This window comes from Paenibacillus sp. ISL-20 (assembly GCF_018613005.1).
Lineage (GTDB): Bacteria > Bacillota > Bacilli > Paenibacillales > Paenibacillaceae > Paenibacillus_AQ.
The window spans coordinates 24,167-41,165 of sequence record NZ_JAGGRD010000065.1 but is presented as its reverse complement, the minus strand read 5'-3'; the positions used below and the strand labels follow the sequence as shown (position 1 = coordinate 41,165).

The 16,999-nt window shown below is 47.9% G+C and carries 18 protein-coding genes; 4 read left to right on the top strand and 14 right to left on the bottom strand.

Translation table 11 applies throughout. The annotated features are described in order from the left end of the window. The coding region (locus tag J7E85_RS30125) for a hypothetical protein (protein ID WP_215163691.1) at positions 1 to 217 on the top strand (217 nt) is incomplete at its 5' end. Positions 218 to 234: 17 nt separating this feature from the next. Here J7E85_RS30125 and J7E85_RS30120 read toward each other — a convergent pair. Together J7E85_RS30120 and J7E85_RS30115 are read right to left on the bottom strand one after the other, a co-directional pair. Then, a complete protein-coding gene (locus J7E85_RS30120) occupies positions 235 to 1,194 on the bottom strand; it encodes a DUF4097 family beta strand repeat-containing protein (RefSeq protein WP_215163690.1) in 960 nt (319 codons plus the stop codon). A 202-nt stretch (positions 1,195 to 1,396) separates the two neighbouring features. After that, entirely contained in the window at positions 1,397 to 2,212 is an 816-nt protein-coding gene (locus J7E85_RS30115) for a ZIP family metal transporter (RefSeq protein WP_076323311.1), read from the bottom strand. Between the two features lie 328 nt (positions 2,213 to 2,540). On the opposite strand from J7E85_RS30115, the gene J7E85_RS30110 reads away from it, so the two are divergent. Further along, the gene (locus tag J7E85_RS30110; protein WP_215163688.1) at positions 2,541 to 3,104 is read left to right on the top strand and encodes an NAD(P)H-dependent oxidoreductase; all 564 of its coding nucleotides are present in this window, start codon (positions 2,541 to 2,543) and stop codon (positions 3,102 to 3,104) included. Positions 3,105 to 3,180: 76 nt separating this feature from the next. Here the strand turns inward: J7E85_RS30110 and J7E85_RS30105 are convergent, their stop codons facing one another. From J7E85_RS30105 to J7E85_RS30080, 6 genes are all read right to left on the bottom strand, one after another. Continuing rightward, positions 3,181 to 3,552, bottom strand: a complete 372-nt coding sequence (locus J7E85_RS30105) for a winged helix-turn-helix transcriptional regulator (protein ID WP_215163687.1) — start codon at positions 3,550 to 3,552, stop codon at positions 3,181 to 3,183. Between the two features lie 115 nt (positions 3,553 to 3,667). After that, entirely contained in the window at positions 3,668 to 6,856 is a 3,189-nt protein-coding gene (locus tag J7E85_RS30100) for a bifunctional cytochrome P450/NADPH--P450 reductase (RefSeq protein ID WP_215163685.1), read from the bottom strand. Between the two features lie 545 nt (positions 6,857 to 7,401). Beyond that, on the bottom strand, positions 7,402 to 8,529 hold the full coding sequence (locus J7E85_RS30095) for an NAD(P)/FAD-dependent oxidoreductase (RefSeq protein WP_215163683.1): 1,128 nt from the start codon (positions 8,527 to 8,529) through the stop codon (positions 7,402 to 7,404). Positions 8,530 to 8,690: 161 nt separating this feature from the next. Continuing rightward, on the bottom strand, positions 8,691 to 9,065 hold the full coding sequence (locus J7E85_RS30090; protein WP_215163681.1) for a VOC family protein: 375 nt from the start codon (positions 9,063 to 9,065) through the stop codon (positions 8,691 to 8,693). 293 nt (positions 9,066 to 9,358) lie between these two features. Further along, a complete protein-coding gene (locus J7E85_RS30085; protein ID WP_215163680.1) occupies positions 9,359 to 10,855 on the bottom strand; it encodes an Lsa family ABC-F type ribosomal protection protein in 1,497 nt (498 codons plus the stop codon). Positions 10,856 to 10,970: 115 nt separating this feature from the next. Continuing rightward, on the bottom strand, positions 10,971 to 11,111 hold the full coding sequence (locus J7E85_RS30080) for a hypothetical protein (protein ID WP_215163679.1): 141 nt from the start codon (positions 11,109 to 11,111) through the stop codon (positions 10,971 to 10,973). A gap of 227 nt (positions 11,112 to 11,338) precedes the next feature. On the opposite strand from J7E85_RS30080, the gene mscL reads away from it, so the two are divergent. After that, positions 11,339 to 11,737, top strand: a complete 399-nt coding sequence (mscL, locus tag J7E85_RS30075) for a large conductance mechanosensitive channel protein MscL (protein WP_285228861.1) — start codon at positions 11,339 to 11,341, stop codon at positions 11,735 to 11,737. A 243-nt stretch (positions 11,738 to 11,980) separates the two neighbouring features. Next, positions 11,981 to 12,442, top strand: coding sequence for an OsmC family protein (locus J7E85_RS30070; RefSeq protein WP_215163678.1), 462 nt, complete (start codon positions 11,981 to 11,983; stop codon positions 12,440 to 12,442). Positions 12,443 to 12,558: 116 nt separating this feature from the next. On the opposite strand, the gene J7E85_RS34375 is transcribed toward J7E85_RS30070, so the two are convergent. From J7E85_RS34375 to J7E85_RS30045, 6 genes are all read right to left on the bottom strand, one after another. Next, the gene (locus tag J7E85_RS34375) at positions 12,559 to 12,747 is read right to left on the bottom strand and encodes a hypothetical protein (protein ID WP_251036152.1); all 189 of its coding nucleotides are present in this window, start codon (positions 12,745 to 12,747) and stop codon (positions 12,559 to 12,561) included. 5 nt (positions 12,748 to 12,752) lie between these two features. Further along, positions 12,753 to 13,037, bottom strand: coding sequence for a DinB family protein (locus tag J7E85_RS34370; protein WP_251036151.1), 285 nt, complete (start codon positions 13,035 to 13,037; stop codon positions 12,753 to 12,755). A 138-nt stretch (positions 13,038 to 13,175) separates the two neighbouring features. After that, on the bottom strand, positions 13,176 to 14,327 hold the full coding sequence (locus J7E85_RS30060; protein WP_215163676.1) for an NAD(P)/FAD-dependent oxidoreductase: 1,152 nt from the start codon (positions 14,325 to 14,327) through the stop codon (positions 13,176 to 13,178). A 58-nt stretch (positions 14,328 to 14,385) separates the two neighbouring features. Beyond that, the gene (locus tag J7E85_RS30055; RefSeq protein ID WP_215163674.1) at positions 14,386 to 15,108 is read right to left on the bottom strand and encodes a methyltransferase domain-containing protein; all 723 of its coding nucleotides are present in this window, start codon (positions 15,106 to 15,108) and stop codon (positions 14,386 to 14,388) included. Continuing rightward, on the bottom strand, positions 15,095 to 16,252 hold the full coding sequence (locus tag J7E85_RS30050) for a type III polyketide synthase (RefSeq protein ID WP_215163672.1): 1,158 nt from the start codon (positions 16,250 to 16,252) through the stop codon (positions 15,095 to 15,097). The genes J7E85_RS30055 and J7E85_RS30050 overlap by 14 nt, the downstream gene beginning before the upstream one ends. Positions 16,253 to 16,451: 199 nt before the next feature. Further along, complete coding sequence (locus J7E85_RS30045) at positions 16,452 to 16,985, bottom strand: hypothetical protein (RefSeq protein WP_215163670.1); 534 nt, start codon at positions 16,983 to 16,985, stop codon at positions 16,452 to 16,454. Between the last annotated feature and the right edge of the window lie 14 nt (positions 16,986 to 16,999).

Sequence of the window (16,999 nt, the reverse complement as noted above, 5' to 3'; positions counted from 1 at the left end):
AGGTGATCCCGTTCCCCCAAAGTTCAGTTTTTACACCCTCTCTTGTATAAGGGGGATTGGGAAAAACAAGGGAGTTACAAACTGCTATTTGACAGGTCTCGTTCATATCAGCGATGGGAGGAACGATACGTACATGGAGCGTCTTCTAACAGCAAGAAGGGGGCCTCCCGCAAGATCTAAGATCTTTTGGGACGGCCCCTTCACGTCATTTCATTAAATCTATTGTGATCTGCTTTATTTCAGCGTGAAGTTTCCAGAGCCTGTGCGAACCTTCAGCACTGCGTCGCCGCTGCCGAACGTTCCCTTCACCCTGCCTTCGTCTTTTACCTCATATCGTATTCCGTCCCACTGTATTTTCCCATTACCGGACTTTCCTTGATAATCAACTTCCAGAGAGGAAGGCTCTTGAACCAGATCAATGGTCACGTTTCCGCTTCCAGCTTGCAGGTCGGTTTCATAGATCAACCGCTCCGACTCCAGGCGTATGTTTCCAGAGCCGGACTTTCCTTGGACGGCCGACTCCCCGTCCTTCAGTTCAACATAGCCGCTTCCATTTTTGAAGTTTAGCGTTGTGGCATGATAGCGTTCCGCCGATATATTGCCAGATCCTGACTCTAACGCTAACGACTCGGCTTCAATCTCCTCAGCTTTGAGATTACCGCTGCCCGTATGCACCGTCAGCGAGCCTGCCTTCACATCCTGAACATTAACATTTCCGCTGCTTGCCTTGATCGTGACCTCATCTCCATGCATACTACCGATCTCGAGATTGCCGCTTCCACTTTCAATTTTTGCAGCTGTCCATTGCTTTTCCGGTAACTCCACCGATAAATCGATATCCAGTATACGTATGCCAAACTGAATACCGTCAGGAACATCGACCCCGATCACCAGCGTATCGCCGTTTGGCTCGACCTTCAATTTCACTTGGTCTACATTTTTCGAGCTTACCTTTCCGTTCAGTCGAACCTTAATCTCGTCTGAATTTCCCTTAGTGACTTCGATGTCAGTGCTTCCAGTCTGTAGGGTCAAATCCCGATAATCATCAGCGGCCACTATTTTCTCTTCATTAATTTTCTTGGTGTCAAAGGAAAATCCGAATTGAATATCCGAAAAAATGTTCATCGGGTTCATCGTAAAGAGGAGCAGCAGTACGCCGGCCACTACGATCAATATACCTGTTTTCTTTTGCATAACGTGTTCCCATTCCTTCCGTCGTCCCTTTTTGTCCCTCTCTTCGCCGAATCCTGAAGTCTTATTCAGTATAACATCCATTTAGAGACTTGAGCATTGGTCCCGCGAATGAGATGGAAACCTCGACCTAAGTCCAGTCTCGCTTACCTGCGGATTGGAGCGCAAAAACAGCCAGTCCGTACCCGGCTGGCTGTTCTCGTCTCTACCCCAACGCCACATCAAGAATCATCATCAATACGAAACCGAACATTAAACTCATGGACGCTAAATCCTTGTTGCCTTTTTCTTGCGAGCTTGGAATGACCTCTTCGGCTACAACGAAAATCATAGCACCGGCCGCAAAACTCAATGCGTAAGGCAGCATGGGTTCTATAAAGGCGACGGCTACCGCGCCGATTACCGCGGCAACCGGTTCCACCATACCTGAGAACTGTCCATAGAAAAAGCTTTTTCGCTGAGACATTCCGTCTCCTCGTAGGGGCATGGAAACTGCAACGCCCTCCGGGAAGTTTTGAATGCCGATTCCCAGAGCCAGCGTCAGAGCGCCTACCAGTGATGCTTCAGTCCCTCCATTAGCAAGCGCGCCAAATGCGATCCCGACCGCTAACCCTTCCGGAATGTTGTGAAGGGTAATTGCGAGTACCAGCAGAGTACTCCGTTTTCTGACTTTTGGATTATATCCTTCCGCTCCTCCAATCGGAGAATTGGGATGTAGATGGGGTAATACCTTATCGATTCCCCATATAAAGATTCCGCCTAATAAAAATCCGAAGGCAGCCGGAAACCAGTTCCCGATCGGATTGCCTTCCGACATCTCGATGGCTGGAGCCAATAAGGACCAGTAACTGGCCGCAATCATGACACCGCCAGCAAAACCCAACATACTATCCAGCAGGCGCTGGTTCAATGTTTTTGTAAAAAAAACAACAGCCGCCCCTAACGCCGTCATTCCCCAAGTAAACAAGGTGGCTAGTAATGCTTGGATAATGGGATTGAAATTCATAAAAAAATCTACCATTAAACAAGGACTCCTTTTACGAAAATAATATGATACAGATAATATCTCCTAATATAGGCCTTACATACATTTAGCGATTATCCAGAGAGTGATCTAGAGTTTATGTACCCGCGGGAGATCGTTCTAATGCAGTCAGTGCAAATTATTATATATCATAAAATGCAATTATGGTTGTTATTTATTTTCTGTAACTCTACAATTTACAATCTACTATTTCCTCCGCAACACTTACCTTTTGGTAAGTACCTGTACTAAAAGTGCATACTTACATCCTTGCAGCGATCACTTTATACTAAGAAAATAAATCACCCTCAAGGAGGAAAAGTCATTGAAAACTCTTGTTATCGTAACGCATCCAAGTCTGGAAACCTCGGTCATCAATAAGCGCTGGATCGAGGAACTAAAGCAATATCCGGAGAAGTATACTATTCACGAATTATATAAGGTTTATCCTGATGGAAACATTGATGTACAAAAAGAACAGCAGCTCATTGAATCGCATAGCAATCTTATTTTACAATTTCCAATCTATTGGTTTAATTGCCCGCCACTCCTCAAAAAATGGCTTGACGAGGTTTTCGCTTACGGGTGGGCTTACGGTTCAAACGGAGGCGATAAATTAAAGAAACGCAAAGTTGGATTAGCGGTTTCGGCTGGCATAAAAAAAGAAGATTATCAGGAAGACGGAAGGTATCGCCACACGCTTGCACAGATATTAACCCCTTTTGAAACGACCTTCCGCTACTGCGAGGCAGATTATCGTTCGTTCTTTGCGTTTTACGGACAAGAAGCTGCTCCTGGCGGTAATGCGCCTGACATGGACCTATCGCCTCTTCATAGCGCATTGGATACAAGTGCACAAGATTACTTAAAGTTCATAGATAACCTGTGATGCGTTAACTGATGAAGCCGTTAAAAAAAGAAGTATTTCCTTGTTCAGGAAATACTTCTTTGAATATAACAAAACCTCATGCTTCCAGCTGCACAGCTTCCACCGCCGACGGACTGTTTTGCTCTCCCCACTCGCACATCATATGTAACACAGGAATGAGGGAGAGTCCGCGTTCCGACAAGGTGTATTCGACTTTGGGAGGGACCTGGGGATATTCCGTGCGAACGATTAGCTCATCTGCCTCCAGCTCCTTTAACATGACGCTTAGCGTCTTAAAGGATATGGAACCAATGCTTCGCTTCAGCTCATTATGCCGCATAACCTTATTTTCAGACAGCCAATACAAGATGATCATTTTATATTTACCGCCGATCAAGGATAACGTATAACCAAAGCCGGTGTCTTGGGGCTTCACGCCAGTCGGAACACAGGTATCAGTTTCGCGCATAAGTCACACTCTCCTTCTAATCTGTTCCATTTATCATGTACTGATCATCTTAACATAAAAACAGTACTGGATCGCAAGGAGATGTATAGAACGACGAATCCCGCTGTCATGGTGATTATCCGGCCCAAACGTCTTTTACGTATTGTCCCGACGCTTCCAGCCCGGATAGCCAGGCGGCAGCTTCTTCTGCATTCACGCCATGTCGGTCCTGATAGGAACGGGTCAGCGTTTGTTCCACCTCCGGCGCCATCCGGGAGCCGTCGCCGCAAATGTACATTTGCGCTCCTGCCTCAAGCAGTGACAGCAATAACGCTCCGTCTTGTGTCATTAAATGCTGGACATAGCATTTCTCCACGCCGTCTACCCTCGAAAAGGCCGTATGCAGGGTGACCAAACCTTCTCTCTCCGCCTGCTCAAACTCCTCGCGGTAAAGATAGTCTTGCTCCGGATTCCGACAGCCGAAGTACAGATGCGCAGCGCCCAGCTTCTGCCCAGCCTCTCGAAGCGCTTGTCTTGCCTGGATGAATCCCCTGAACGGAGCCACACCCGTGCCCGGTCCGATCATGATAATTGGCGTTGCCGGATCCTCCGGCAGGGCAAAGCCCGACTCGGGAGAACGAATAAACATCAGAACCTCCGCACCCGTCTCCAATTGTTCCAGATAGTTGGAAGCCACGCCTCTGTATTCCCCTTGGCCGCTCCAAGCACTGCCCCGGACGACACTGACCGTAATGCTTGCCGTATTCGGGCTAATCTTCGGAGAGCTGGAAATCGAATAATATCTCGGCTTTAATGGAGGCAGGAGCTCAAGAAACCGTTCAAACGGCAGCTCGCAGGCTTCATACCGCTCCAGCAGATCGAGCATGGTGATCCGTTTGGCCCGCACTTCAGCCTGATAGGTATCTTCCGAAAGCAGCTCTTGAAGCTCTTTCACATGCGGCGGACATACCGTACTAGCGGCCATCTCCCGAATCTGCGCTCTTGTGGCCGGCTCCTGCAGCTCCACGCTGCGGGTCAGCAGGTCGTCCAGACGGACAGGAATGCCTGTCGGCAAATGCGCACCGCTTCTTCCTTCAGCAGACAAAATAAGATGTGCACCCGCGTCCAGTTTGAATCTTCGGAGAACTCGCTGAACCAGCGTCTTTGGATTGACCGGAAGCACTCCCAGATGATCTCCTTCACGATAATCCGTTCCCGCCGGCAGCGAGATTTCGATATGCTGCGTGATCCTTCCGCTATCCGCATGCTGCAGATTGCGGGTGTGAGCAACGCGCCCGGTTACAGCCTGGTAGGTTTCTGCCAGAGGCACGGCGGCCGCTCCCTGCACGAACTGGACAGACAAGGTACTGCGCTTCAGCTCATTGACGGACATCAGAGGTAGACCTAGCGATTGCATCAGATCCGGCCATAAATGCTCTGTCCATTCATCGACTTCACGCTCAAAGTCGCCGCTGGCATCACTCTCACCGCGCGTGAGCAATCGCTGCGCCCCTTTGACGGCAAGCTGTTCGTCTATCAAACGAGGAATCCGCTGATAGGTGCTTGCCCAGTTGTGATCCCCGCAGCCGAATACGGCATATCGCACACCCTGGATTTCTGATTCAGCGGCATTCTCCAGCCATTCCGTAAATGCTTTTGCATTGGAAGGCGGCTGTCCGTTGTACGAGGCGGTTACAATGATGACGGCACCTTCCTTCGGAAGCCTTCCGGCATAATCGTCCAACGTACCTACCTGGCTGTCGAACCCTTGGTGCTTCGCAGCATCCGCCACCTCTCGGGCAATTCCCTCTGCCGTGCCCAAGTTAGACCCGTATAAAGCGAGCAGCGGTGTATGATGGGCATTGGTCGCCGTTTTATCTGGCGACTTGGCGAATTCCCGCTTCTCCAACTCGGGTGACACCGCCTTACCTGCTCCCGGAACCAAGAGTGCAGCCCCCTCTTGACGGCTTCGAACTTGAATATGAAACCCTTCCGGCTTCAAAGTGAGGGTTTCCTTAACCTTCAACTCATACGACTGGTTTTCGATCAATTTAAAATATTTGAGCACCAAACCAAGCACCAAGGTTGCCTCCTGCAGCGCAAACTGCTGCCCGATACATGCGCGTTGTCCGTTGCCAAACGGTTTATAAGCGTCATGCGGCACCTTGCTGGGATCTTCGAAACGCTCCGGTCTGAACGTCTCCACGTCGTCTCCCCACACGCGGGTGTCTCGATGCAGTCCCGGAATCAGAACCGTTACGCTATCCCCCTTCTTGATCGGATAGGTTCCTCCGATCGCCGTATCTTCCTTGGCATATAACGAGAAGGCAGGTGCCGTTGGCCATAAGCGCAGCGACTCGCTGAGAACCATGCGGACGTATTTGAGCTCCCGAACCTGATTGTAAGTTGGCACGGGATCTTTCAGAACGCGGTCCACCTCGCTTACCGCTTTTTGCAATGTATCCGGATTTTTCAGCAAAAAATAAATGGCAAAGGACAGCAATCCGCTTGTCGTCTCATGCCCCGCGATAAGAAACGTAATCATCTGATATCGGATATTCTCAGGATCCAGGCGCTCGCCTGTATCCGGATCGACACCTTCCAGCATATGCGCAAGCAAATCCCCTTCTTCGCCGCCATACTTCTTGCGATCTTGAATGAGCTCATCAACGAGCGAGAACATGTCCTGAACATCTTCCTGAAACTGCCGCTTCTTTTTAATCATAAACATGTCTTGTATGCCCAGACGGTGCAACTGGTTCATGCCTTCATCGAGAGCCCGCACCATGCTGTCGATAAACGGATGATTGTCTTCCCGGTAGAAGCTGTTAAACCGGTAATTAAATCCGCACAAGCCGATGGTATCCAGCGTCAGGCGCGTCATGTCGGCAGGAACGTCCACGGTTTCGTCGGGATTGAGCCGAGCCCATTTCTGGATAAGTTGCATGGCGATATCGACCATTTTCGTATGGTAGCCTTGCATCGCACGCTGGCTAAAGCTGGAGAGCAGGATGTTATGTGCTTTTTTCCAGTTGGGCTCATGTGTAGCGCTCGTAAACAATCCATCACCTGCAAAAGTACGGACATTCTGAAGCGGCGCCCAGATTCGTTTATCAAAACGCTTCTCGTCACACGCGTCCTTGACATATTCGTGACCCGAGACATACAGCTCCCTGCGCCCGCCGGGATACTGAAATTGAAATATCGGCCCGAGTTCCGAGGCGACCTTCACAAGCGATTGGACCGGAGCTGCGGAATCCAGCAGAGGCAGATTGCCCAGCGGTCCGTAAGTTTTAGGTTGTGGTACTTGCTTCGTATCTGACATTCGATCTCCCTCCATGATCCATTGTTTCTTTAGAATGCGTCCCTTTGTTTGGACGGGTGAATTCCTATACAGTACTGACTGACCAATGTCGTAATGCGGTCATTTCGCAATAAAAAAGGAGGATTGACGGCTGCTTCGTTAGTTTCTACTTAACTTGGCTGTCTTATCCTAGCCTAAACCCTATCACGATATGAATCTCCGGTATATCAGCCGTAGGTCCTTTAGGACTATAAAACCAAATAAGGTATCTCCTATCATGAAAAGCAATATATTTAGTCGTTGATTTTCTGTGCCAAGGAAAATTTTCAGTAGATGTTCACAGAATTTTCCCTTACGAGAGGCTTTCCCCGATCACTCGTTGATTGCGAATTACTTTTCCATTCCGTATAACAGGCTTTGACCACAATCTCCTCAACAATAAAAAGCCGCGAATTTCGCGGCTTTCATTATATTCAATATCCGGTTTCACTTTGTCCGCATATTACATATTATCCCGTAAGGGGAGTTTGCCCCCCACAAATGCTTGCTCAGTTGACCGCCATGCCTCAACTCTCTACGATCGCTGTACGAACATCATATTGATGAATGTCGATATCCAGCGGCATTCCAAGTGCCATCTTTGCAAGTTGGCTTCCGATAAATGGCCCCGTCGTTAATCCGGACGCGCCCAGCCCGTTTGCCGTATTAAGGCCTTCCCAGCCAGGGACAGCACCTATAACCGGAAGAAATCCGGGTGTGAACGGACGAAACCCGACTCGTACCTCCTCAAATGTGCTGTCAGCCAAACCAGGCGCTAAGGCCAATCCTTTATTCAGGATTTCCTGTATACCGCCGGGTGTTACTCTTGTATCGTAGCCCTTGACTTCATTTTCGTGAGTCGCTCCGATCACAATCTTCTGGTTATCAAAAGAGAGCAAATATTGATCCGAAGGCGGCATGACGACCGGCCAGGCACCTGTATCTTGCTGGTCAGCCGCCTGCACATGCATGATTTGCGCTTTTTGAAAACGAACCTGAAAGTCAATGCCTAATGGCTGAAGCAGTTGATTAGCCCATGCACCGGCACAAACAATGACTTCATCAGCCTCGAAGCTATCAGCTCCGACAACTGCTCCGGTTACACGATTTGTTTGATATACCAAAGCGGCATCCCCGTTTATAAGCTGGGCCCCGTTCCTCTGTGCGGACCGGATCAGCGCATCGCGCAGCGCACGACCATCGATACGGGCGGCACCGCTAATATGGACGGAATGATAACCTTCACCAAGCAGAGGAAAATGCTCATGGGTTTCTTCCTCATTCAGCCGGGTAATCTCACCGATTTCCGGAGCATCTGTTTTCCGAATATGAGCCCGTTCCTCCATCTTGCGGATTTTATCCAAATCCTCATGAATGCTAAGAGCGCCGACTTGGGCGTAGCCTGTTTCTGTCTCGCCTTCGCTGATGAGTTCTTTCACTAACTCAGGGTAAAAACGTGCGCCCGCCTTGGCTAATTGGTACCACGCCTGATTCCGCCTTTGCGATAGCCAGGGGCAGATAATGCCTGCCGCTGCATCCGTAGCCTGTCCTTTGTCTTTGCGGTCTATAATATGAACTTCCGCTCCCATTTTTGCTAACTGATAAGCAGTCGATGCCCCCAGTATTCCCGATCCAATGACGATCACTTTCTTCATGCATGACATCCCTTTCCTTCAATTACTGTATCCATTATAGCGAATGCAGGAAAAAAGTATAACGCCCACCATCTAAGCGTTATACCAAAGAATATACAAAAAAGCCGCCAAATAGGCGACTTCACATCATCCGATCTATGGTTGATCTGATGGACCGGTTATTATTTTTCCATGACAGCAAAATAGTTTTCTTCATGATCCGCAAAGTTGAAAACTCTGCCGGAAGGCAAATTCACCACTTCGCCGACGGTGATATTATGGCTGGTTAAATGGCTGTGCAACGCATCGAAATTTTCCGTGAAAAACATTAAAGATGGTATGCCCAAATTCATTCCTGGCGACATTTTGGCTACGAGCTCCTTGTCATGCAGAATGATACTTGTTTCGGCTTCCTTCGTTGGTGCAATTTCAATCCATCTCATTTCACCGTTATTCTCTTCAGCTATGACTTGAAATCCTACTATTTCAGTCCAAAACTTCACGGCTTGATCCTGATTATTTACATACACCATAATTTGACCAACTTTACTAATCATCGATTGTTACACTCCTCGTCTAATTCAATGTTAAAACCAGCATGTTTCTATGATTTCCTTTTCTCTTCAGATCATAACATGCCAGATGCGCTTATATTATTTATCAATTGCGATTTTTATTAATTTACGGTTTACTTCTATACTATACACCACTTATCGTCTTAGTTGATATCAAACGAAATGTAAAAAAAGCTGCCGCTAACTAACAGCTTTTTTTATGATTTCCTATTAAGGAACTTATTCTAGCTAATTGATACTCTTATTCCTTCTCGGAATGACGATCTTATTATTTCTTATGTTTCTTGATGGCCATCAAGTTCAACGAACTTCGTTGCCACATTCTCGCAAAATGCACGATCATGCTCCACGAACAGAATCGTCGGCGCATGCTCAAGCAATAGCTCTTCGATTTGCATGCGAGAGATAACATCGATAAAATTAAGCGGTTCATCCCAAACATGCAAATGAGCAGGCTCACTAAGACTTTTAGCGATCAGCACCTTCTTCTTCTGTCCCCCGCTATAAGTCGAAATATCCTTTTCAAATTGAAGTCTGGAGAAATCGAGCTTTCGCAATATGGATTTAAACAGGCTTTCATCAATCCCGCTGCTTATGGCATAATCCGTCAAACTGCCTTGTAGGTGGGACGTGTCCTGAGATACATAGGAGATCTTAAGCTGGCTATCCCTGCTGAAATGACCCGTGTATTGCATCTCTTCTCCGCAAATCAATTTAAGGATACTGGATTTTCCAGAACCGTTTTTACCCGAAAGGGCAATTCGGTCCCCTTTTTCAATCGTAAAACTTAAGTTTTCACACACCGTCTTGGGGCCATATGAAATGGAGACATGTTCCAGCTCGACCAGTTGTTTTTTGTGATAATCCAGTTGGAACATCTGCAAATTCTCGGAGCTCTCGATATTTTTAAGGAGCTTCGATTTTTCCTCAATGGCGGACTGCTGTCGCTGCTCCAAGTTTTTGGAGCGCTTCATCATCTTAGCTGCCTTGTGGCCAATATAGCCTTTATCTACTTTGGAGCCTGAATTTCTGGTACCGTTCTTCGATTTCTCCACCTGATCCGACCAATTCCCCGTCCTTCTTGCAGAATCGGTTAAACGTTTAATATCTTTCCTCAGCTTCTCGTCACTCGCAAGCTCAAATTGATCCTGTCTCTTTTTATTTTCCCACCATGCGGAAAAATTGCCTTTTTGGATCTCGATATTGGTTTTATTGATGGACAGGATGTGGTCTACGCAGTCATCCAAGAATGATCTATCGTGAGACACCAGAATAAATCCGCTTTTCTTGCTGAGATAGTCGCTGACCAATTTTCTCGCATGCATGTCCAGATGATTGGTTGGTTCGTCAATCAAAAGGAAGCGGTTCTCCTTGGTAAACAGCGCAGCCAGCATCACTTTGGTCTGTTCTCCGCTGGATAATGATGCAAAAGGCCGGTATAATACATCTTCCGAAACCTTTAACAAGTTAAACTCGCGCACGATTTGCCAATGCACATACTCCGGATAGATCTCTGCGATAACATCCATGGTCAGATAGTCTTTGTTCTCGACATGATAAGGGAAATATTCGAAGCTCACGGTGGCCGAAATATTCCCGCTGTATTCGTACTTGCCTTGCAGCAGATTCAGAAACGTGGTTTTCCCCCTGCCGTTTCTTCCGGTAAACCCCAATTTCCAATCGGTATCGATTTGAAAGCTCACCTGTTCGAATATCGGATCATAGCTGCTATCATAAGCAAACGAAAGGTTAGAAACATTGATTAATGACATTTTCTTCATCCCTCTATGGCAAAATTTCAGAACGAAAAAAAGCGCGAAAACACCAGAAATCCGGTGCTTTCTACGCTTACGTTAACCAACTATACCATAAAGAAACAAGCGACGATCAAGCTATCGCTAAATTTGCCTGCATATAAGTATAGAAGGATAAAGTTCCGGTATCTGATTGGTTATGGTGTGAACCTTGTCTAATGCTTCCTAGTATCGACAGGTTCACATGAACATCTACAACATCTAATTCAGTCATCGCTTTATCCCTCCTTCATTCGATCCCGTTATTGTGCGAATATTATAAACTTAACATGAATGCCACCTATTGGTCAACCTGTATAGGGCAAGCGGCGGCTAGCCTACGTTTCCGTAAAAAAGATACAACTTAACGATCTTGCGCAATTCACTAGTTGCTGATAGGATATTTCGAGTGGTAGATTAAATGCCGCCATACATTTCGGATTGAAAAGCAGGTGACTTATTATGAATTTGTTAAAAGAATTTAAAACTTTTGCGCTTAAGGGTAATGTGCTCGATTTAGCCATTGGGGTTATCATTGGTGCTGCTTTCGGTAAAATCGTCTCCTCCTTAGTGAGCGATATCATTATGCCGGTAATTGGCTTGCTCCTTGGCGGAGTCAATTTATCAGGACTAGATGCGACAATCGGAGATGCAACGCTGACGTATGGAGTTTTTCTGCAGACGGTCGTAGATTTCCTTATCGTCTCCTTCTCGATCTTCATATTCATCCGTACGCTGAACCGCTTCAAACGCAAAGAAGAAACTAAGGCAGAAGAACCACCGGCTCCATCGAAGGAAGAACTATTGTTGACTGAAATTCGCGATTTGCTGAAGCAACAAAGTCAGGCCACCGAAAAATAATAGGGTACCGATCTAGAGAGTGTGTTTTCGATATGAAAACACACTCTCTTTTTTTCTACTTCCTCAGGTCTCTCCCATGGGAATGACAAACGCCCGCCATATCGTTCTATTCATGTTCTATTGACAGATCATGCTAAATAGAATTATAATTCACACTAAACCTAGTAAAATAGTATAGATTATAATATAGAGACAGATCACCCACGCCGTATGGGGCTGTCCAGAAAAAGGGAGATGTGCTATATGCCAAGTGTTCAAACGTTCAAAGCAACGGCCCATTTGCAAGAAGGGGTAAAAGTTGTTACTAATGTAAGGCAGTTCGAGTTCGTCATCGATGAGCCGAAAAGCCTTGGAGGTACGGATACCGGAATGAACCCCGTGGAAGCTCTGCTGGCCTCCCTGGGGGCATGCCAATCGATTGTGGCCCGTGTTTATGCGCCAAAATTCGATGTGATCCTTGAAGATTTCAGAGTTGATGTAGAAGGCGACCTTGACCTGGATGGATTCTTTAATCGCTCTGACGTACGCCCTGGATACTCCGATATTCGGTACACCTTCTACATCAAGACCTCTTCGTCCCCCGAGAAGGTTGAGCAGTTTGTTGAATTTCTGGAGAGTAAATGCCCTGTTGGCGATACGATAGCGGCGCCGGTAAATGTAAAGCTAAATCGCATCGTCATTGAGAACGAAGTGACTCATTCTTAATCTACATATAAGGGCTGCCAAGTTGTACCAACAACTTAGAGCCCTTCATTTTTCTTAGTTATGAAAGCCTATCATTCGGATATCATTAAGCGACGTAGTGTACATGGATACATGTATTATTTCTTGTGAACACCATAAAGGAAACGGCAATAACCAATCTCAGCCGCATTTTTCATCAGTTCCAGATTTAGCCAGGCTGCCAATTCATGAAAAGGCTTATCCGCGAAAGGCCATAACGTTCGTTCAGTAGAAAGGAATGCTTCGTCCGTCACAGCCGACATTTCACGTTTCCACTCGCTGCTCAATTCATTTATCCTATGTCTAGTACCATAGACCACCAGTATGTGATATGCCAGGTCAGCCAGGATATATTCGGCGGGCCAATCTCATACTCCTCGGATTCCGGCCATTCCGCCTGCCAGCTTCCAGATTCACGGTAAACATGGAGTCCCTTCGAAGCAGGTCGCCAATGAAACTCCTCATCTTGAAGCCCCATGAAATGCAAGTCGAGCATCTGCCAAGCGATTTGGAACTGAAAATCAAGAGTACTTCGGATGACCCCGGTCGGATTAGGTGAATACTGTCCATCCTGCATATCGCCCCTCCATTCAACAAAATAACAAACATTATTTAAATATGTCTATTTATTAATAGACATAATAAATTATAATCTATCCAAAGTCAACACAAATCCGTAAAATAACAATACAAAAAAGCCGCAATCCTGCGGCTTTTATCTGGAGCCTATACCCGATGCGGATAACCGGGTAGCTTTTACGATATAGGATGCCAATCCTGGAATCATCCGGGCGATGCCTGGATAGAAGCGATTGGTTTTGGCAAAAGCCAGGTTCTGAATTCTCCTTGCTCTTCTGAGGAGCTCCGTAAACGTACGATTAGCTTCAAGTGTATATTGATCTCGCCATTGTTCGAAGTTTATTTCTCCCTTTAAATAGGAATTGGTCCAACGAGCGCATATCAGCGAGGACCGCAGAGCAACCGACATCCCGTCCCCACACAGCGGCGGAAGCATCAGCATGGCATCGCCGATGTGTGGATATTCTGACCATGGATGCGGCGTATGGGATAAACGAAGCGGAGCAATCGATACCTGGGTTCCCGAAACAGGCTCCCCTTCAGCCATCCGTTCGGCCAACCTTTTGTTCGTGCGAGAAGCGGCTCGGAGAATTTCAGGCACCGATTTGCCGCTGCCCTGCACTGAATTCAAGGTCAGCAACGCAGCCACATTAACCGTCCCATTTTCAATCGGCGAGATTCCGACATACCCCCCCGCGCAAAAGTACAGCTCTACCCGGGAAGGTATCGTAATGCCGCTAAAATGTGATTTTACTCCCACATATATGGTATCATCCCGATACTCCTCGGCAGGGGAAACGCCGCGTGGCCTTTTCGTACCGTATGCACCAATGACGGCCCTTGCCTCATATCGAACGCGCTCGTTCCCTTGCCTTACATCGACTTCATACCGATGATCACCGAGCTTCTGAATATCGGTCACGGTTGTTCCCGTAACAACTTCCGCACCCGCGGCCACTGCATTCTCATGTAGGAGGCGATCCAGCTCATAGCGGCTGATGCCTGTGGCCTGTCCCGGTAATGGCGCGGTAATTTCACCGCCGTGTGACATCACGATTTTGGCATGATCCATGGCGCTGAGCTTAATCTCTTGACCCACTAGATCGACCCCCAAATAATCCAGCATCTCTTTGGTCTCCGGAGACATGAATTCACCGCAGGTTTTATGACGCGGAAATGATTGCCGATCCAGCAATATCGTACGATGCCCTTGCTTTGCAAGCTGTAGTGCACAGCTGGTACCGGCTACACCCGCTCCGATAACAATAACATCCGCTTGCCTTGACATATATGACCACCTGCCTTATAGCTTCCTGAAGAACATTGGCTTGATAACGAGTAGAGGACTAGGGAGCCCGATGGTTCGGGATAACAACGGAATAGCGGAACAGCGGCTTCCATTCATAGGTCATGGTGTCATGCTTGAGCTGCTTTTTCAGCTCTCTCCAATCTCTCCCTTTAAATCCCTTAGCAACCGATAACGGACCATCATGGCGAATATAACGATTGCGGGAAATGATGCGCGTTGTAATCCAAACTGCCGTGTAGGGGACCGGATGCCGATGGATATCATTGATGACGACCCCGTGAATAGAGGTTCGCAGCATATGCGTCACCATGTCCACCAGTTGATCGCCCTGGAAATGATGGATGAACTGGGAACCGGTCACAATATCTGCCGATGCATCGGGTAACTCTTTAACATCGGCACGTCGAACTTGAACCCTCGGCTCGTTTCGAAACAGTCGTCTAGCCTCATCGCATGCTTCTTCCGTCATATCGACCAAGGTAATATTCAGCTGGATGCCTCTTTGATCCGACCATTGCAGCAGCTTCTGGTTTACATCGCCTGAACCAGCCCCTACGTCCATGATGCTAAGGGTCCTCGGGCTGTCAATCGATTTCCAAAGCTTCTCCACGCCGTCCAGGGTAGGTCCCGGTGCAGCAAAGATCCGATTCAGCCGCCTCAAATGCTTTAGCGCTTCGCTCAGCTCTTCTCCTCCCATGGAGAAGTCATCCATTAGCTCATCTTCCTCCGCCCGGATGGACAGGGTTCTAAAGAAGGACATGGTCCTGCTCCTTAACCGATGACGCATAAGCCTTCACATAGGTAAAGCGCATAAGCTCGGCTGTCAGGCCCGGCCCGAAGGCCATGGCTACCCCTTCCGTGGAAGCTTTATTCAGCTCTTGCATCTCCTTGCGCATCGCACTCAGCACAAACAAAATGGTCACGGAGGAGAGATTCCCTGCCGTTCTTAAGATGTCCCGGCTGTATTTGGTTTGTTCATCGGTCAGGCCCATGACTTCCTGCACCGAATCCACGATGCCCCGTCCGCCAGGATGGATGGCCCACAATTCCGGCAGCTTATCGCCCTTCAGCAGAACACGCAGTTCTTCCTCCAGGTGAATACCGAGCAGCTTGGGAATACGCGGGGATAAAAAAAGATCAAAACCTGTGTTGCCTACCTCCCATGTCATATCCTCCGTGGAATCCGGCAGCAGCACCGAATAACCCGAGCCAAGTTCCAAATAATGCCGATGATCCGTTGCCGGATGACCGATGACACAAGATGAGGCTCCATCACCGAAAAACGAGGCTGCAAACAGTGCCTCCCTCTCCTTGACCGGTTGAAAATGAAGGGTGCAAAGCTCCACGCACACAATCAATACTTGCGACCCCGGCGCCCCTATGACAACATCCCGCGCCATTTGAATCGCTTTAAGGCCGGCAGCACATCCCTGGAATATCAATGGCAGGCGATTAACCCGTCGAGAAAGCCCCAAATGGCGGATCAACAGTACATCCATACCCGGCTGGTATTGACCCGTGCAGCTGACCGTAATGAGATGCGTGATTCGATCCGGCGACATACCTGCATCCTTCAAGGCCTGCTCGGCTGCTTCTATGCCAAGCGGGAGGCCCTCCCGCTTGTATGTATCCATTCGTTCCTCGGTTGTAGGGATGTCTGACTCGTCATGAGAAGGCAAATAGCGGCACTCTTCCAATGGACCAAGGTAGTTGGGTTCGCAGGTATAACGAGTTTCGACACCGCAGGATCTAAATACTCTTCGAGCAAAGCGGGCCAGATCAGGTTTATCCTGCAGCGTAGAGGCAATTAATTCCGCGATATCCGACTGTGCCACCGAATGTGCCGGCAATGCCGTCCCCATCCCGAGAATCGCAACATCGGACATACCGTTTGTATGTTTCATGCTAACCTCCTGTATCGTCTTGGAATTATACGTGATTACCCTTTCCTGGGTATTTTGAATTCGTCCTAAGACTTACTTTTGAGATTAGGATAACCCGAACTTAGCAAATTATATCCAATTCACAACGAAGGCTTAATCCGCATGTCCGTAGTCGCAAAAAAAACCACGATGAACGTGGTTTCCTGGGCCATACTCCTTCCTACTCGCCAAGTTCACCTTCATTAAACTGACTTCCCGGAATTTCTGCATCGGCAAGAAGGACCCATTGGTTTACTTCATCGTAACTGAATACCTCGGCAATGACCCGATAACGAGGGTACAACCATTTAGCAGGGACGCCTGCTTTCAGAACGGACGTGTCCGTCAAGCCAACGGCCCGCGGCTCCAACAAGTTAATCAACGTGCCTTGCGGAAAAAAGGCCTCGATGAATCCTTCCACTTTAGCGCCGACTTGAAATAAACGTTGGGTCCGATGCCAGTCCTCCAGGCCAGCTTGCAGCTGTTCCATCCAAAGCTCCTCGAATGCCGCTTGACTGATTTCTGTATAATAAGGTTCCTCCGGATCAAGAGGGTGCTCCGCCAGCATGAAATGATAGGAATCGTGCTTCCGGTTGGATGTAATACAGCTGCCATCCTCATAAACCACGATCTGTCTATAAGCCGTGCCGTTGTTATCAATTTCAAAATACCAGGTTCCCATCCCCGGCTCCTGAATATCTTTTAGATATCTCAAAATCGTCAACTCCT

Bases quoted from the DNA above. Each gene is read 5' to 3' on its own strand.
- J7E85_RS30120 (WP_215163690.1), bottom strand. From the start codon at position 1,194: ATGCAAAAGAAAACAGGTATATTGATCGTAGTGGCCGGCGTACTGCTG.
- J7E85_RS30115 (WP_076323311.1), bottom strand. From the start codon at position 2,212: ATGGTAGATTTTTTTATGAATTTCAATCCCATTATCCAAGCATTACTA.
- J7E85_RS30105 (WP_215163687.1), bottom strand. From the start codon at position 3,552: ATGCGCGAAACTGATACCTGTGTTCCGACTGGCGTGAAGCCCCAAGAC.
- J7E85_RS30100 (WP_215163685.1), bottom strand. From the start codon at position 6,856: ATGTCAGATACGAAGCAAGTACCACAACCTAAAACTTACGGACCGCTG.
- J7E85_RS30095 (WP_215163683.1), bottom strand. From the start codon at position 8,529: ATGAAGAAAGTGATCGTCATTGGATCGGGAATACTGGGGGCATCGACT.
- J7E85_RS30090 (WP_215163681.1), bottom strand. From the start codon at position 9,065: ATGATTAGTAAAGTTGGTCAAATTATGGTGTATGTAAATAATCAGGAT.
- J7E85_RS30085 (WP_215163680.1), bottom strand. From the start codon at position 10,855: ATGTCATTAATCAATGTTTCTAACCTTTCGTTTGCTTATGATAGCAGC.
- J7E85_RS30080 (WP_215163679.1), bottom strand. From the start codon at position 11,111: ATGACTGAATTAGATGTTGTAGATGTTCATGTGAACCTGTCGATACTA.
- mscL (WP_285228861.1), top strand. From the start codon at position 11,339: ATGAATTTGTTAAAAGAATTTAAAACTTTTGCGCTTAAGGGTAATGTG.
- J7E85_RS30070 (WP_215163678.1), top strand. From the start codon at position 11,981: ATGCCAAGTGTTCAAACGTTCAAAGCAACGGCCCATTTGCAAGAAGGG.
- J7E85_RS34370 (WP_251036151.1), bottom strand. From the start codon at position 13,037: ATGCAGGATGGACAGTATTCACCTAATCCGACCGGGGTCATCCGAAGT.
- J7E85_RS30060 (WP_215163676.1), bottom strand. From the start codon at position 14,327: ATGTCAAGGCAAGCGGATGTTATTGTTATCGGAGCGGGTGTAGCCGGT.
- J7E85_RS30055 (WP_215163674.1), bottom strand. From the start codon at position 15,108: ATGTCCTTCTTTAGAACCCTGTCCATCCGGGCGGAGGAAGATGAGCTA.
- J7E85_RS30050 (WP_215163672.1), bottom strand. From the start codon at position 16,252: ATGAAACATACAAACGGTATGTCCGATGTTGCGATTCTCGGGATGGGG.